The 13,781-nt window shown below is 62.3% G+C and carries 14 protein-coding genes; 6 read left to right on the forward strand and 8 right to left on the reverse strand.

Features of this window, described 5'->3' with window-relative positions:
* Positions 1–102: 102 nt before the first annotated feature.
* The 8 genes from MESCI_RS25595 to MESCI_RS25630 form a co-directional block, all read right to left on the reverse strand.
* Positions 103–456 carry a nuclear transport factor 2 family protein gene (locus tag MESCI_RS25595; protein WP_013532858.1) on the reverse strand — a complete coding sequence of 118 codons (354 nt, stop codon included), beginning with the start codon at positions 454–456 and terminating at the stop codon, positions 103–105.
* A gap of 134 nt (positions 457–590) precedes the next feature.
* Complete coding sequence (locus MESCI_RS25600; protein WP_013532859.1) at positions 591–1,196, reverse strand: 2'-5' RNA ligase family protein; 606 nt, start codon at positions 1,194–1,196, stop codon at positions 591–593.
* A gap of 177 nt (positions 1,197–1,373) precedes the next feature.
* The gene (locus MESCI_RS25605; RefSeq protein WP_013532860.1) at positions 1,374–2,459 is read right to left on the reverse strand and encodes an ABC transporter ATP-binding protein; all 1,086 of its coding nucleotides are present in this window, start codon (positions 2,457–2,459) and stop codon (positions 1,374–1,376) included.
* Positions 2,449–3,057, reverse strand: coding sequence for a cupin domain-containing protein (locus tag MESCI_RS25610; RefSeq protein ID WP_013532861.1), 609 nt, complete (start codon positions 3,055–3,057; stop codon positions 2,449–2,451). Before MESCI_RS25610 ends, MESCI_RS25605 begins: the two co-directional genes overlap by 11 nt.
* A 173-nt stretch (positions 3,058–3,230) precedes the next feature.
* Complete coding sequence (locus MESCI_RS25615; RefSeq protein WP_013532862.1) at positions 3,231–4,301, reverse strand: ABC transporter substrate-binding protein; 1,071 nt, start codon at positions 4,299–4,301, stop codon at positions 3,231–3,233.
* The gene (locus tag MESCI_RS25620; RefSeq protein WP_013532863.1) at positions 4,286–5,155 is read right to left on the reverse strand and encodes an ABC transporter permease; all 870 of its coding nucleotides are present in this window, start codon (positions 5,153–5,155) and stop codon (positions 4,286–4,288) included. The genes MESCI_RS25615 and MESCI_RS25620 overlap by 16 nt, the downstream gene beginning before the upstream one ends.
* A complete protein-coding gene (locus tag MESCI_RS25625) occupies positions 5,152–6,036 on the reverse strand; it encodes an ABC transporter permease (protein WP_013532864.1) in 885 nt (294 codons plus the stop codon). Before MESCI_RS25625 ends, MESCI_RS25620 begins: the two co-directional genes overlap by 4 nt.
* 104 nt (positions 6,037–6,140) lie before the next feature.
* Complete coding sequence (locus MESCI_RS25630; RefSeq protein WP_013532865.1) at positions 6,141–7,421, reverse strand: NAD(P)/FAD-dependent oxidoreductase; 1,281 nt, start codon at positions 7,419–7,421, stop codon at positions 6,141–6,143.
* Positions 7,422–7,658: 237 nt separating this feature from the next.
* Here MESCI_RS25630 and MESCI_RS25635 point away from each other — a divergent pair, with 237 nt between their 5' ends.
* From MESCI_RS25635 to MESCI_RS25660, 6 genes are all read left to right on the forward strand, one after another.
* A complete protein-coding gene (locus MESCI_RS25635; protein ID WP_013532866.1) occupies positions 7,659–8,816 on the forward strand; it encodes a fumarylacetoacetate hydrolase family protein in 1,158 nt (385 codons plus the stop codon).
* A 76-nt stretch (positions 8,817–8,892) separates the two neighbouring features.
* On the forward strand, positions 8,893–9,438 hold the full coding sequence (locus tag MESCI_RS25640) for a histidine phosphatase family protein (RefSeq protein WP_064995104.1): 546 nt from the start codon (positions 8,893–8,895) through the stop codon (positions 9,436–9,438).
* Between the two features lie 321 nt (positions 9,439–9,759).
* Positions 9,760–10,695 carry a substrate-binding domain-containing protein gene (locus MESCI_RS25645; RefSeq protein WP_013532868.1) on the forward strand — a complete coding sequence of 312 codons (936 nt, stop codon included), beginning with the start codon at positions 9,760–9,762 and terminating at the stop codon, positions 10,693–10,695.
* Positions 10,696–10,809: 114 nt separating this feature from the next.
* Complete coding sequence (locus tag MESCI_RS25650; protein WP_013532869.1) at positions 10,810–11,796, forward strand: ABC transporter permease; 987 nt, start codon at positions 10,810–10,812, stop codon at positions 11,794–11,796.
* A gap of 3 nt (positions 11,797–11,799) precedes the next feature.
* Positions 11,800–12,591 carry an ATP-binding cassette domain-containing protein gene (locus tag MESCI_RS25655; protein WP_013532870.1) on the forward strand — a complete coding sequence of 264 codons (792 nt, stop codon included), beginning with the start codon at positions 11,800–11,802 and terminating at the stop codon, positions 12,589–12,591.
* 137 nt (positions 12,592–12,728) lie between these two features.
* Positions 12,729–13,751 carry a LacI family DNA-binding transcriptional regulator gene (locus MESCI_RS25660; RefSeq protein WP_013532871.1) on the forward strand — a complete coding sequence of 341 codons (1,023 nt, stop codon included), beginning with the start codon at positions 12,729–12,731 and terminating at the stop codon, positions 13,749–13,751.
* Positions 13,752–13,781 lie beyond the last annotated feature (30 nt).

Genomic DNA, 13,781 nt, shown 5'->3' on the forward strand with positions numbered 1-13,781 from the left:
GTTGCCATATCTCCGTTCCACATGACGGCCAGAACAATGTCCTGGCCGTCTAACCTCCAGATCATGCAGCAGCGATGTGAGCCGGAAGCCGGGGGTCCGGCCTCAATAATAGAAGCGCTCTTCGGTGATCTTGCCGTTTTTGACCGTGTAGAGGCCGACTTCATCCATGGTGACACGCTCGCCGGTAGCCTTGGGCGTTATGTCGAACTTGAAGCGCACCGCGAACTGGTCGCCATTGACATAGGGGCCTTCGACAGAGCCGCCATGGACTTCATTGTTCTCCTGCCACCACTGGCCCTTCTGCCTGAGAGCCTCCTTGCCACGGGAGATGGCCATCGGCCCCTCCATGGCTTCGTAGCTCACGATATCGTCGGAATTGTACTTCTCGGCGGCAGCTTCGTTCTCGCCCTGCTTGAGCAGCTCGGTGAAATCCTTGGCAATTTCGGCGATGGTCATTTGCGTTCCTCCTGTTCAGACGCATTTAGGTAGGGAACAGCCTGCTGGCCTGCCATCGTCGGACCGCGCCGTGCTGACAAGCCATGTCAGGATGATGGATATCGCTCGGAGTATGTGACGACGATGTGAGCACATCACATCGCGCTCAGCGGCCAACATTCCGGGAAAACGTACTTCTTCAGTCCGCGCAAGCTGTGCACAAGGACGAACTCTCGTGCAACAAAGCTGATTGGGCCCATAGGCTGTTTGGGGACAAGTTTTCGGTCATATGCAAGCGTCAGATGCGGAACGAAACCATCTGACGCCTTGAGGCCTTCGCGCAGCATTTCGACGCCGAGCTTCCTGCTCAACTCACAAACCGGTCCGTCATCGGCGAGAAGCACGAAAGGGTGTTTGGCTGGCTTGCCCCTAGTCGCCGGTCGGCCGGGAAAGCTACTGGCATAGCGAAAGGTAACCTCGAACGGGGCCATCGCAATGCACCGTCCCGATCGGGCGGCCGCAAAAAGAATTTTGGACCGTAGCCTTTTGTAATCACCGACATGCTGCAGGCTGACGTGAAAACGCTCCGGTAGCAGTTGGTCGCCGGTTACCCCGCATTGGCCGCATAGCCGATTTTGACAATCGGCAAAGCGCGAATGGTCCTTAGAATGCAAAAACAAACCGAAGAACACGCGCTCGGGCCGTTTAGGCCGCCATGGCGGCTCTGGAAGTCCATAGTCGAATTCGCCTTGCAGATACATACGCACACGCCCGGCAAAGAACGCTCCTGTTTTGCTCCATTCTGGAACAAAACAGGAACACTCTCCTTGAGTCAAGCCTGGAATCTATTCGAGCTCACGCCCAGCAGCCGATGATACCCTCGACCTCGAGGAAATCGTGGATCGCCCAGTTGGCCCCGGTTTTTAGCGTTCGATGAACTAACCTGGCAGCACTGGGCAGTTGGCGCCACGGCGCAGGCTGATATGCGCCACGTCGCCGACCTGGAAGCGAAAACCCTCGGCCTGGCGCGGCGCGTCGATGACGACAGGCGCGCCCTGCCCGAGTTCGGCATGCAGGCGCAGCGTGCGGCCGTGAAAGACGACGCTGTTGACGCGCGCCGGTGCGGTGCCGGGCGCGGCCTCGGTCATCGCCAGCAAATCCTCCGGGCGCACGCCGATGGTGCGGGTAGCGCCCTCGGCAGGTGCCTCGCCGGTTTCGGAAATAGCCTCCAGCGGCAGGGTGCCGGCGGTGAAACGCAAGCGATCGCCATCGCGGCCGACAAACCGTGATTGCAGGAGATTCATGGTGCCGATGAAGCTCGCCACAAACTTCGTGGCAGGCCGGTCATAAAGTGTGGCCGGCGGTGCGATCTGCTCGATGCGGCCCTTGTTCATGACGACGATGCGGTCGGAAATCGACAGCGCTTCGGTCTGGTCGTGGGTGACCATGACGAAGGTGGTGCCAAGCCGCGACTGCAGCCGCTTCAGCTCAACCTGCATCTGTTCGCGCAGATGCGCATCGAGCGCCGACAGCGGCTCGTCGAGCAGCAGCACGCGCGGCTCGCAGACGATGGCACGCGCGAGCGCGACGCGTTGGCGCTGGCCGCCAGACAGTTCGGAGACACGGGCGCCAAGCTTGTCGGCGAGACCGACCATGTCGAGCGCTTCGCCGGTGCGCTTAGCCTGTTCGGCTCCAGACAGTTTGCGCAGCGACAGACCGAAGCCGACATTTTCTGCAACATTCATGTGCGGGAACAGCGCGTAGTCCTGGAACACGGTATTGACCGGCCGGTCGAACGGGCGAAGTGCCGTGATATCGCGGCCGTCTAGCAGCACCTTGCCGCTCGACGGGCTTTCGAAACCGGCGATGACGCGCAGACTGGTGGTCTTGCCGCAACCCGACGGCCCGAGCAGCGTGATGAACTCGCCGCTGACAATGTCGAGATCGACGGCGTCGAGCCCGACGATGCCGCCAGGAAAAATCTTCGAGACCGCCTGCAGCCGGACGAGTGGATCAGGCGCCATCGCGAACCTCGGACGGCTTCGTGGTGTTGACCCAGAGTATCTGGCACCGCTCGGCGCCCGGATTGCGGAAGGCATGCAAAAGCGTGCTCTTGAAGGCAAAGCTGTCGCCGGCCTTCAGCACGTACTTTGTCGAATCCACCACCAGTTCGACCTCACCAGCCAGCACGAAGCCGAATTCATGGCCGGCATGCGCATAGGCCTCGGCCGTGCCGCCGCCGGCTTCCACCGTCACCAGCATGCCGGTCAGCGTCGCGCCCGGGGGTGACAGCAGCGCCTTGGCAATGCCTTCCGATTTCACCGGGATTTGCCGCCGCTTGTCGGCACGCACGCAATAGAGGTCGTTCGCCGTGTCGCTGCCGTCGGCGATCAGCGCCGACGGCTCGATGTCGAGGGCGGCGGCGAGCGGCCAGATCACCTTGACGCGCAGCGAGGACATGCCGCGCTCGATCTGGCTCAATGCACCGATCGACACGCCGGCCTTTGCCGCAAGATCGGCCAGCGACAAATTGCGCTCCAGCCGCAGCGCCCGCACGCGCCGGCCGACGCGAACGTCGGCATCGTCCTTCGGCTTCCCAGCCGTTTCGTCCAGCATGTCCATGCGTTAGTCCTCGTTTGCTTTCCCTTCTCCCCTTGTGGGAGAAGGTGGATCGGCGCGCAGCGCCGAGACGGTTGAGGGGTGTTCCAGCGGAGTGAGACGCTGGTGTTCCCTGGAGCACCCCTCATCCGTCGCCTTCGGCGACACCTTCTCCCACAAGGGGAGAAGGGGGAGCTTTATCCCCCCGCCTTGACCTTTTCGAACATCTTGGCGAGGTCGTCATTCTGTTTCATCGGTCCGGTGAAGATGGTGGTCTTCAGCATCACCTCCGGGTCGGACGGCAGCTGCAATTTCTCCAGCTCCTCCTTCGGCACCGCGGCGAAGGCCGAACTGGTCGAGCTGCCATAGCCGTAGGCCTCGATCAGGTATTTGCCGGAATCCGTCTCCAGCCGGCTGTTGATGAAATCATAGGCGAGGTCGACATTCTTGGCGTCCTTGAGCATCACGAAGCCGCAGGCCCAAGTCAGCATGCCCTCCTTGGGCTTCATGAACTCGACCGGCACGCCCTGCTTCTTGAGCGAGGTGGCCGACGCGTTCCAGGTCATGGCGGCGACCAATTGGCCGCTGGCCAGCGCCTGTTCGACGGAGGTCATGTCGGTGGTGTAGTTGGAGAGCAGCGGGCGCTGCTCGCGCAGCTTCTCGGCCACCTTGTCCATTTGCTCCGGCGTCATGTCGAACGGATTGACGCCGGCGAGCAGCGCCGCCACGACAGGCGTGTCATGCACCGCGTCGATCGTCGCCATGCGACCGGCATACTGCTTGTCCCACAAAAGGTTCCAGCTCGCTTCCGGGTTCTCCACCAGATCGGTGCGGTAGAGGATCGAGGTGTTGCCCCAGTCCCACGGCACCATCCAGACCTTGCCGTCGCCAGCCTGCAGGTCTGGCAGGTTCTTGAACACCGGGAAGATCGAGTCCCAGTTCTTGATGCGCTTGGTGTCGATCGGCTGCAGCAGGCCTTCCTTGTTCCAGCGCGCCACCTTGTCATAGCAGGGATGCGCAATGTCTGGTCGGAAGCCGGCCTTGACCTTGGTGAAGGCGTCATCGTCGTCACCGAAGATCGAGGCCTCGACGCCATCGGGATGCGCGGCAAGGAAGCTCTTGTTGAAGTCGGGCAGTTCATAGCCCGACCAGGTGAAATATTGCAGCTTGTCGCCGGCGAAAGCGACGGTCGACGACAGCGCCAGCGCGAACGCCGTCAATCCAGCGCAAACAGTCTTTGCAGAGATCGATTTCAGGTCGAATGCCATTGCAGTTCTCCTCTCTTGGTCTGTTTTGGTTGTGATGGATCCGCGCGCTTTGGCGCCGTGGCGGACAAGCCGCGATGGCGCAGAATTTCAGCTGTTGCAGCGATGACGAAGGACACCGCCAGGATCGAAGTGCCCAGTGCCATCACCGTCGGCAGCGACCGGGGAAAACGCAGCTGGCTCCAGATGTAGAGCGGCAGCGTCGGCTCGGTGCCGGCCAGGAAGAACACGACGATGAATTCGTCGAAGGAGATCAGGAAGGCCAGCATGAATGCCGAGACGATGGCCGGCAGGCTGAGCGGCAGCATGACCCGCCGGAAGGTCGTCCAGTCGGAGGCGCCGAGATCGAGTGCCGCCTCGCGAATGGTTTTCGGGATGGCGGCGAAGCGGCTGCGCATGATCACCACGGTCGTCGGCAGCGCCACCAATATATGGCCGAGAACGATGGCGACGCGCGATGGCCCCAGACCAACGAGGTTGATGAGGATCAGCAGCGATATGCCGACGATGACGCCCGGGATCAGGATCGGCAGCCTTGCGATGGCGCTGATGGTGGCGGCCAGCGGCGAGCGGCCGTAGAGGTCCATGTAGGACACGGTGATGCCGCACAGCGTCGCACCCGTGGCGGCGAAGGCGCCGATGGCGAGGCTGTTCAAGAGTGCACCGGTCAGCGCCGAATTGCCGAACAGCGTCGCGTACCATTGCAAGGTAAAACCTTGCAGCGGAAACGCTGCCTGGATCGAGTTGTTGAAGGAAAACAGCGGGATCAGCAGCACCGGCAGATAGAGAAAGACCAAATAGGCGGCGACATACATGCCGAGCCAGCGGCCACCTCCCTGCGTGCGTGCAGTGCTCATGTGCGGCTGCCAAATCTGCGGTCGGCGAAGCGGGCGACCAGCACCACGCACAGGATGACCAGCATGACGGCGACGGAGAGTGCTGCGCCAAACGGCCAGTCATTGGCCTTGCCGAATTGCGCCTGGATCAGCGTGCCGATCATGGTGCTGGCCGGGCCGCCGACGAGCGCCGGCGTGACATAGTCGCCGACCGTCGGCACGAAGACGACGAGGGCTGCCGCCAGCACGCCCGGCATCGAATTGGGCAGCACGATCCGGCGGAAAGAGGTGAATGGCCGCGCGCCGAGATCGGAAGCGGCCTCGATCAGCGATTTCGGGATGGTGTCCAGCGCCACGTAGATCGGCAGGATGGCGAAAGGCGCATAGGCGTGCGCCAGCGTGACGACGACGGCGGCCGGCGTGTTGAGAAAGGCCAATGTCGGCTCGGACCAGATGCCGCTTTCGATCAGCGCCGAGTTCAAAACGCCATTGTAGGCGAGCACGATCTTCCAGGCGAAGACGCGCAGGAGATAGCTGGTCCAGAACGGCAGCGTCACCAGGAACAGCAGCAGGCCGCGCCGCCGGCCGGCGTGGAAGGCAAGGTAGTAGGCGACGGGATAGGCAGTGACGACCGTCGCCAGCGTGACCAGAGCGGCAATGATCAGCGAGCGCAGCGTCACCGTCCAGTACAGCGGATCGGACACCACGGTGACGAAGTTCGCGACGGTGAAACCGGCGCCGAGCAGCGAACCGTCATTGCCGCGGAAGGCGAGGAAAAGCACGAGGCCAAGCGCAAACAGGATCAGCAGCAAGGTGACCAGCGCGCCCGGCAGCAGCATGGCGACCCGGAAGCCCTGGGAAGACCGGGCCTCTGGCGCTGATGTTGCAACTAGGGTCGACATCGACCTGCCTATTGGAGATTTGAAATTAGCCTAGAGTTTTTCATATCCATGAAACTGTCAAGCAGAATCCCCTAACGGAACTCCAAGGAGATAAAGCGCCCTGGTCAGCGCTCCAACGCATCGAGCAAGCGATACCAGGCGATGGTCGCGGCGACGCCGACCTGGCGGAAGGCGTGAAACGGGATCGGCCGGATCGGCGAGACCGGGAAAGGCAATTGCCTGGCGTCGCCACTTTGGAGGTAGCCGGCGATGCGCTCGCCAAGCGCAGTCATCAGGCCGACACCACGACCCTGGCAGCCGACCACGGCGAGCAGGCCTTTCTCCGGCTCGTGGATGTGCGGCAGGTGGTCCGGCGTCATCGCCACCCGGCCGAACCAGCGCTTCTCGATGGGAACGCCGGACAGCGAGGGATAGAGCCGTACCAGCGCACGCTCGAGATGCGCCCAGTCGCCGGCGCTCGTCGGCAGCGCCATGCGGCCCCGTCCGCCAAGCACCAGCCGGCCGTCGGCGCTCTTGCGGTAGTAGACGAGGATGCGCCTGGAGTCCGACACCGCCTGCCCTTCCGGCAGGATCGTGGCCGCCAGATTGGACGGCAGCGGCGCTGTGGCGATCTGAAAGGAATGCAGCGGCACGATCGTCTGGGCGAGACCGGGGATCAGACCGTCCGTACAGGCGTTTGTCGCCAGCACGACCGCCTTTGCCTGCAATTCCAGGCCATTTTCGATCAAAATACGCCAAACACCGGCGGCATTGGCGAGCCGCACGACCCTTTGGCGCTCTGCTATCCTCACGCCAGCCGCGGTCGCGACCCGGGCAAGTTCAGACGTGTAGGCGAGCGGATCGATCACACCGGCGCGGCGGTCGAGCCAGCCGCCGAGATAACCCTGTGCGCCGGTCCTGGCTGCGGCCTCCGCTGCGTTCAGCAACCGGACGTCGGCACCGCGCGCGTGCCATTGCCGGTCGCGGTTCGTCGCCGCCTTCAGCGCGGCCTCGGTGTGCGCCGCCTGGATCCAGCCATTTCGAACGAACGGCACCGCCAGATTCTCGTCGCGGATCAGCTCGAACACCGCGTCGGCGGTCGACGCCGCGAAATTGACAAGCGCCTCGCCGCGCTCCGGGCCAAAATGCTCCAGCAACCATTCCGGATCGTATTTCAGGCCGGGAATGACCTGGCCGCCATTCAAGCCTGATGCGCCCTGGCCGATCTCGCCGGCGTCCAGCACCTGCACCGACAGGCCAAGCCGGGCGGCATGCAAGGCAGTCGACAAGCCCATGATGCCACCGCCAACGATGGCGAGATCGACCCGTTCGCCATTGGAAAGCGATTGAAACGTGGAAGCTGCCTGCGGCCTGCGCCAGATGGGATCGGAGAATGCTGTCGCCAAGGGTCACCTGAATGCGCTGCGATTTGTGAAAATCTTATTCAGAATTTCACAATTTTGAAAGAGTACCCTGGCTTTCGCCTGTGGACTGCCGCCGAGACGACCGGAGACCCAGAGTTCCGATCGCCTGCGACGGGATAGACCTTTGACGGGAATCCGGTGAAAGTGCCACGCCGATCCGGCTAGCCCACATTGTCGATCACTTCACCACATTGTCGATCACTAAGAGGACAGAGCGCCATGACGAACCCGACCCACCTGCCCAGCGAGGGCCTTTTTGTCGGACGCGCCAGAAGCAGCGGTGCTGCATACCCGCTGGTCGTCACGGTTCGCGATGGCACGGTCTTCGACATCACCTCGCGTACGGCACCGACCATGCGCGACCTTTGCGAGATGGCCGACCCGGCTGGGCATGTCCGCTCGGCCGAAGGCAGACCGATCGGTTCGCTCGATGACATCGCCGCCAACAGTTTTGAAACCGCGCGCGATCCAGCAAAACCCTACCTGCTCTCCCCGGTCGACCTGCAGGCGGTCAAGGCATCGGGCGTCACCTTCGTCGTCAGTCTGCTGGAACGGGTGATCGAGGAACAGGCGCGTGGTTCGGCTGAAAAAGCCGATGCCATCCGCGCCGACATTGCCGGACTGATCGGCCACGACCTGTCGAAGCTGAAGCCCGGTTCGCCCGAAGCGATGGAGATCAAGGCCAAGCTGATTTCGCGCGGCGCCTGGTCGCAATATCTGGAAGTGGGCATCGGCCCCGATGCCGAGATCTTCACCAAGTGCCAGCCGATGGCCTCGGTGGGCTTCGGCGCCGATGTTGGGCTGCACCCGGTGTCGACCTGGAACAATCCGGAACCCGAGATCGCCATGATCGCCGCCTCCAGCGGCAGGATCGTCGGCGCCACTATCGGCAACGACGTCAATCTGCGCGACGTCGAAGGGCGTTCGGCGCTGCTGCTCGGCAAGGCCAAGGATAACAATGCCTCGGCCTCACTTGGCCCCTTCATCCGCCTGTTCGACGAGAAATTCTCCATCGATGACGTCAAGCGCGCCGTCGTGCGCCTGAAAGTCGAGGGCGAGGACGGGTTCTCGCTGGAGGGCGCAAGCTCGATGGCCGAGATCAGCCGCTCGCCGGAGGAACTGGTCGCCGCGGCCATGGGGCCGCACCACCAGTATCCGGACGGGCTGGCGCTCTATCTCGGCACCATGTTCGTGCCGTCGAAGGATCGCGGCGAAAAGGGCAAGGGTTTTACTCACAAGGTCGGCGACATCGTCACCATCTCGTCGGAAAAATTCGGCGCGCTGGTCAACCGCGTGCAGCTGTCGCCAGACTGCCCGCACTGGACCTACGGCGCCAGCCATCTGATGCGGGAGCTGGCGAAGGCCGATCTTATTTAGCCAAGCCTTGGCCCAGGGCCACCATCAACGCAATGTTGGCGCCTTATTACTCGTGACCTCGTCGGACTGGAATCCAATGACGATACTTGATGTTCGCCGGCACACCATGAGGCGCAAGCCTGGCGCGCACCTTTCTCGAGAAGGAATCGAACTAGCGCGGTTTGTAGCCCAAGGGGCTGACTCTTATGAACTTGTTGTCACAAGCGAAATTCCACGGGCAATCGAAACCGCAATTGCGATGGGTTTCGAAGTAAATGAGTTGATTGCCGAACTTGGAATTCTTCCCAAAAATATACTCGAAACGATCTCGTGGCCGAGCCCGTTGGCGGAGGTAGAACGTGTACTCCGATCGGACGTAGACTGCATTGCATTTGCTAACACCCAAGTGCGACTGTGGACGAGCATAGCTGCCCGAGTTCCCAACGAAGCGACGGGCTTATTGGTGACGCACGGTGGGATCATCGATCTCGGCGTTGTCGCGTTCCTGATGGCCAGCAAACGTCCTATCGAGGGAGAAGCCATCGGATACTGCGAGGGGCTCCGACTAGAGTTCACCAGCGGAAGACTCACCAATGCCGAAATGCTGCGAGTGCCCGAGCATCTGCATTTGTCGGATACCTAACGGAACAAATCGCCTTGCTCGCCTGGCGGCCGATCGGCTGTGGAGCAACCTGCGCGCCGACCATGACGAGGACTATCTGCTCGGCTAGCCTCGACATCAATTATCCGACAGTCGGAAAATCACCTCAACTGATGCAATCTGATGGGACGGCTGATGACGCCCCGTCAGGCGCCCACTACACCTGCAGATGGAGGCCTGGCAGATGGAGGCTTGCCATCCGTCGAAAAAGGGGATGCTCTGACGCATTCAATCGGCACTGGCAAAAGACGCAGAACAAGGGACGGATTTTGAACTGACGATCTACAAACGGGAGGAAATCAAATGCTGACACGGCTAAGACTCGTTCTATACGGCCTGTTGGTGGCGCTGATGGTGGTACCAGCAGCGGCACAGGCCAAGACGTTCTACTGGATTTCGCATGGCGGTCCGGCCGATCCGGTCTGGACCTACTTCCTGGCCGGCGCCAAGCAGTGGGCCAAGGACACCGGCAACACGGTCAACACCTCGTTCCACAATGGCGATGTCGCCTCGCAGCAGGAAGCGGTTCGCGCCGCCCTCTCCGCCAAGGCCGATGGCATCGTCACCACGAGCCCCGATCCGGGCAGCCTGATCGAGATCGTCAAGGAAGCGCGTGCGGCGAAAGTGCCGATCATCAATTTCAACACGCCTGATCCGAAAGCCGATTTCAACGCCTATGTCGGCGGCGACAATGTCACCTTCGGCAAGCATTGGGCACAGTATCTGGTCGACAAAGGCCTGGTGAAGAAGGGCGACTTCGTCTGGATGCCGGTCGAAATCCCCGGCGCCACCTATGGCGTGCAGGAAGAGGAAGGCATCAAGAGCGTCTTCGAGCCGCTCGGCATCACCTATGAAATCACGGAAGCGACGCTTGATCAGGCTGAAGTGATCAACCGCATGGTCGACTACCTCACGGCGAACAAGGCCAAGGTCAAGGCGATCATCGGCCTAGGCGACCTCGTCACCGGCTCGATCAAGCGGGTGTTCGACCAGGTCGGCATCAAGCCGGGCGAAATCCCGGTCGTCGGCTGGGGCAATTCGCTCGACACCACCCAGGAAGTGCTGAACGGCTATGTCAATGCCGGCCAGTGGCAGGACCCGCAGGCGACCAGCTATGTCGCGCTTTCGCTGGCCAATATGGCCGCCGGCGGCATTCCTCCGGGCTTCAACGTCATCACCGGCGCGCTCTATGAAAAAGACACCGCGCAGATCTACGACGACATCCTGTCCGGCAAGTAACATCCAATCTCAACAGTCGCGGCCGCCCAACGGTCGCGACTGGCTCTCCATTTCGCCGAGCCCTTCGCACGCGATGTGCAACGCTCAGCCTTCCACTCATGTCGCGGATTGCCCGTGGAAAATCATTCGCTCGTCCCACGCCTGATCGCACGGCCGGAATTCGGCCCTTTCGTGCTGCTCGTCGTCGAGATCGCCGTTTTCTGGAGTTTCAACCACGACTTCCTGTCGCCGCAGAACATCTCCAACACGCTGGCTTTCACGGTCGAGCTCGGCCTGATCGCGCTGGCGATGACGCTGTTGATGACGTCCGGCGAGTTCGACCTCTCGGTCGGCTCCCTGTTCGGCTTCTCGCCGGTCTTGATGTGGACCCTGTTCAACAGCGGCCTGACCTCGCTCGAAGCCGGCTTTGTCGCCGCGCTGCTGGTCGCCGCCTTCATCGGGCTGGTCAATGGCTGGTTCGTGACGCAGCTCAAGATCCCATCCTTCCTGGTGACGCTCGGCATGCTGCTGGTGGTGCGCGGCACCGCCCTTTTCGTCACCGACGGTTTTCCCCAGCGCACCTGGAGTGCGGAGGGCAGCTGGCTGGCGGAAGCGCTGGTCGGCGACTTCTTCATCGGCCCGTTCCGCATCTACATGTCACTGTTCTGGTTCATCGCCGCGGCGATCGCGCTCGGCTACGTACTGACGCAAAGCCGCACCGGCAACTGGATCCAGGCGGCCGGCGGCAACCCGAGCGCGGCGCGGGCGCGCGGCGTCAATGTCAGCGGGGTCAAGATCGGCCTGTTCGTGCTGTCGTCGGTCATGGCCTCGCTTGCCGGCGTCATCTCTTCGTTGCGCACGTCCGCCGCCAACCCCAACAGCGGTACCGGCTATGAGTTGGAAGTCATCGCCATGGTGGTGATCGGCGGTACCGCACTTACCGGCGGGCGCGGCACGATCATCGGCACCGTGCTCGGCATCCTGATCCTGCGCGTGATGCGCAACGGCATCGTGCTGATCGGCGTGCCTGGTCTTGCCTACAACATCTTCATCGGTGCCATCATCCTCGGCATGATGGCACTGCATTCATGGCTGGAACGCCGGCATCAGGCGGGGACTTGAACCATGGCCGAGCCACTGATCCGCATGACGAACATCCGCAAGTCCTACGGCCGCGTGCAGGCGCTGGAGGATGCCAATTTCCATGTCAATGAACGGGAGATCGTCGGCTTGCTCGGCGACAACGGCGCCGGCAAGTCGACGCTGATCAAGGTGCTTTCGGGTGCCGTTCCGCTGACCAGCGGCGATATCTTCATCCGTGGCAAGAAGGTGAGCCTGCGCAGCACCAGCGACGCCATCGCCCATGGCATCGAGACGATCTACCAGGACTCCGCACTGGTCACGCAACTGTCGATCGCCCGCAATCTGTTCCTCGGGCGCGAGCCGATCAAGCCGCCGCGCTTCCTCAACCGGATGGACCAGGAGGCGATGAACACGGTTGCCCGCGATTTGCTCAAGCAGGTCGGCATCTCGAAGAACATCCCGCCGACGACGCCGATCGGTTCGCTCTCCGGCGGCGAGCGTCAGGCGGTGGCGATCGCGCGCGCCATGCATTTCGACAGCGACCTGATCATCCTCGACGAGCCCACCAACAATCTCGGCGTCGCCGAAACACAGGGCGTGCTGAGTTTCGTGCGCAGCGCCCGCGATTCCGGTCACTCCTGCATTTTCATCGCCCACAACATCCACCATGTCTTCCAGGTGGTCGACCGCATCGTCGTCATGCGCCGGGGCAAGGTGGTCGCCGACGACATCGACCCGAAGACGACCAGCGTGGCGGAGGTAGAGCGGATCATCACCGGCATGTCGGACAAGGAAATCCGCGATGCCATCACCGATGGCAAGCCGTCGCACTGACTATCGGGTGATGGGCGGCAATCACCGCCGCCTCAGATCGCATCGCTTGTCTGGCGCGGCATCGCAGGGCGCATAGGTAGCGGCATGAAAGCCACCGTTTCGGATATCGTCCGCAATTGCGGGCTGTGGGTAGCGGCATGAAAGCCACCGTCTCGGATATCGCCCGCAATTGCGGGCTGTCGACCGCAACGGTCGACAGGGTGCTGAACAACCGGCCGGGTGCGAGTGCGGCCAACCGCCAGCGCGTCATGGAGGCGGCCAAGCAACTCGGCTACCTGCCGGTCGCCGATCAGGTGACGCTGCCCTCGCGGCCCGCCCACCTCGAATTCCTGCTGCCGATCGGCAGCAATGCCTTCATGCGCGATCTCGCCGGGCATATCGAGGACTACGCCGCGCGTCTGCCGCTTGTCGCCTCGTGCCGGATCCACAATCTCGCCGGTATCTCGCCGAACGCGCTGCAGAGCGCTGTCGAAAACCTGTCGCTCAGGGCCAATGGCGTCGGCGTGATCGCTGTCGATCATCCGCGTACGCGCAACATCCTGCGCGACATCGCCGAAGCCGGCATGCGTCTGGTGACGCTGGTGTCCGATGTTCCTGCGGCACCGCGCGCGGCCTATGTCGGCATCGACAACCGGGTGGCGGGACGAACGGCGGCGCTGCTGATGGGACGCTTCCTTGGCGGCCGCACCGGCCATCTGGCGATGGTCGTCGGCTCACGTTCCTATCGCGGCCACGAGGAACGCGAGATGGGTTTCCGCTCGGTGCTCAATGAGGAGTTTCCCAATCTGACCGTCAGCAGCGCCGTCGAGATCAACGACGAGCCCGATGCCAGCTACACCGAGACCATGAAGGCACTGCACGACGAGCCGGAGTTGCTCGGCATTTATTGCGTCGGAGCTGGACATTCGGGCGTTGCAAAGGCGATCCGCGAGGCCAGGCCGAACCGCAAGCCGGTGTTCATCTGCCACGACCTGACCAAGGACACGCGCGGTCATCTCGTCGACGATCTCGCCGATGTCGTCATCGACCAGAATGCGCGGCTGATCGCCGAGCAGTCGGTCATTCGCCTGCTCGGCTCGATTGCCTCCTCCGCACCCTATCTGACGCGCAAGTTCATCGAACCGCGCTTGATCTTCAGGGAAAACGTGCCGGTGCAGTGAAGCAGGCGGCCTGCAAAAATGCCTGTTGCC

Source organism: Mesorhizobium ciceri biovar biserrulae WSM1271, assembly GCF_000185905.1.
GTDB lineage: Bacteria > Pseudomonadota > Alphaproteobacteria > Rhizobiales > Rhizobiaceae > Mesorhizobium > Mesorhizobium ciceri.

What these genes read in the sequence shown, in the direction of transcription:
- MESCI_RS25595 (WP_013532858.1), bottom strand. Translation starts at nt 456, where the DNA reads ATGACCATCGCCGAAATTGCCAAGGATTTCACCGAGCTGCTCAAGCAG.
- MESCI_RS25600 (WP_013532859.1), bottom strand. Translation starts at nt 1,196, where the DNA reads ATGTATCTGCAAGGCGAATTCGACTATGGACTTCCAGAGCCGCCATGG.
- MESCI_RS25605 (WP_013532860.1), bottom strand. Translation starts at nt 2,459, where the DNA reads ATGGCGCCTGATCCACTCGTCCGGCTGCAGGCGGTCTCGAAGATTTTT.
- MESCI_RS25610 (WP_013532861.1), bottom strand. Translation starts at nt 3,057, where the DNA reads ATGGACATGCTGGACGAAACGGCTGGGAAGCCGAAGGACGATGCCGAC.
- MESCI_RS25615 (WP_013532862.1), bottom strand. Translation starts at nt 4,301, where the DNA reads ATGGCATTCGACCTGAAATCGATCTCTGCAAAGACTGTTTGCGCTGGA.
- MESCI_RS25620 (WP_013532863.1), bottom strand. Translation starts at nt 5,155, where the DNA reads ATGAGCACTGCACGCACGCAGGGAGGTGGCCGCTGGCTCGGCATGTAT.
- MESCI_RS25625 (WP_013532864.1), bottom strand. Translation starts at nt 6,036, where the DNA reads ATGTCGACCCTAGTTGCAACATCAGCGCCAGAGGCCCGGTCTTCCCAG.
- MESCI_RS25635 (WP_013532866.1), top strand. Translation starts at nt 7,659, where the DNA reads ATGACGAACCCGACCCACCTGCCCAGCGAGGGCCTTTTTGTCGGACGC.
- MESCI_RS25640 (WP_064995104.1), top strand. Translation starts at nt 8,893, where the DNA reads ATGACGATACTTGATGTTCGCCGGCACACCATGAGGCGCAAGCCTGGC.
- MESCI_RS25645 (WP_013532868.1), top strand. Translation starts at nt 9,760, where the DNA reads ATGCTGACACGGCTAAGACTCGTTCTATACGGCCTGTTGGTGGCGCTG.
- MESCI_RS25655 (WP_013532870.1), top strand. Translation starts at nt 11,800, where the DNA reads ATGGCCGAGCCACTGATCCGCATGACGAACATCCGCAAGTCCTACGGC.
- MESCI_RS25660 (WP_013532871.1), top strand. Translation starts at nt 12,729, where the DNA reads ATGAAAGCCACCGTCTCGGATATCGCCCGCAATTGCGGGCTGTCGACC.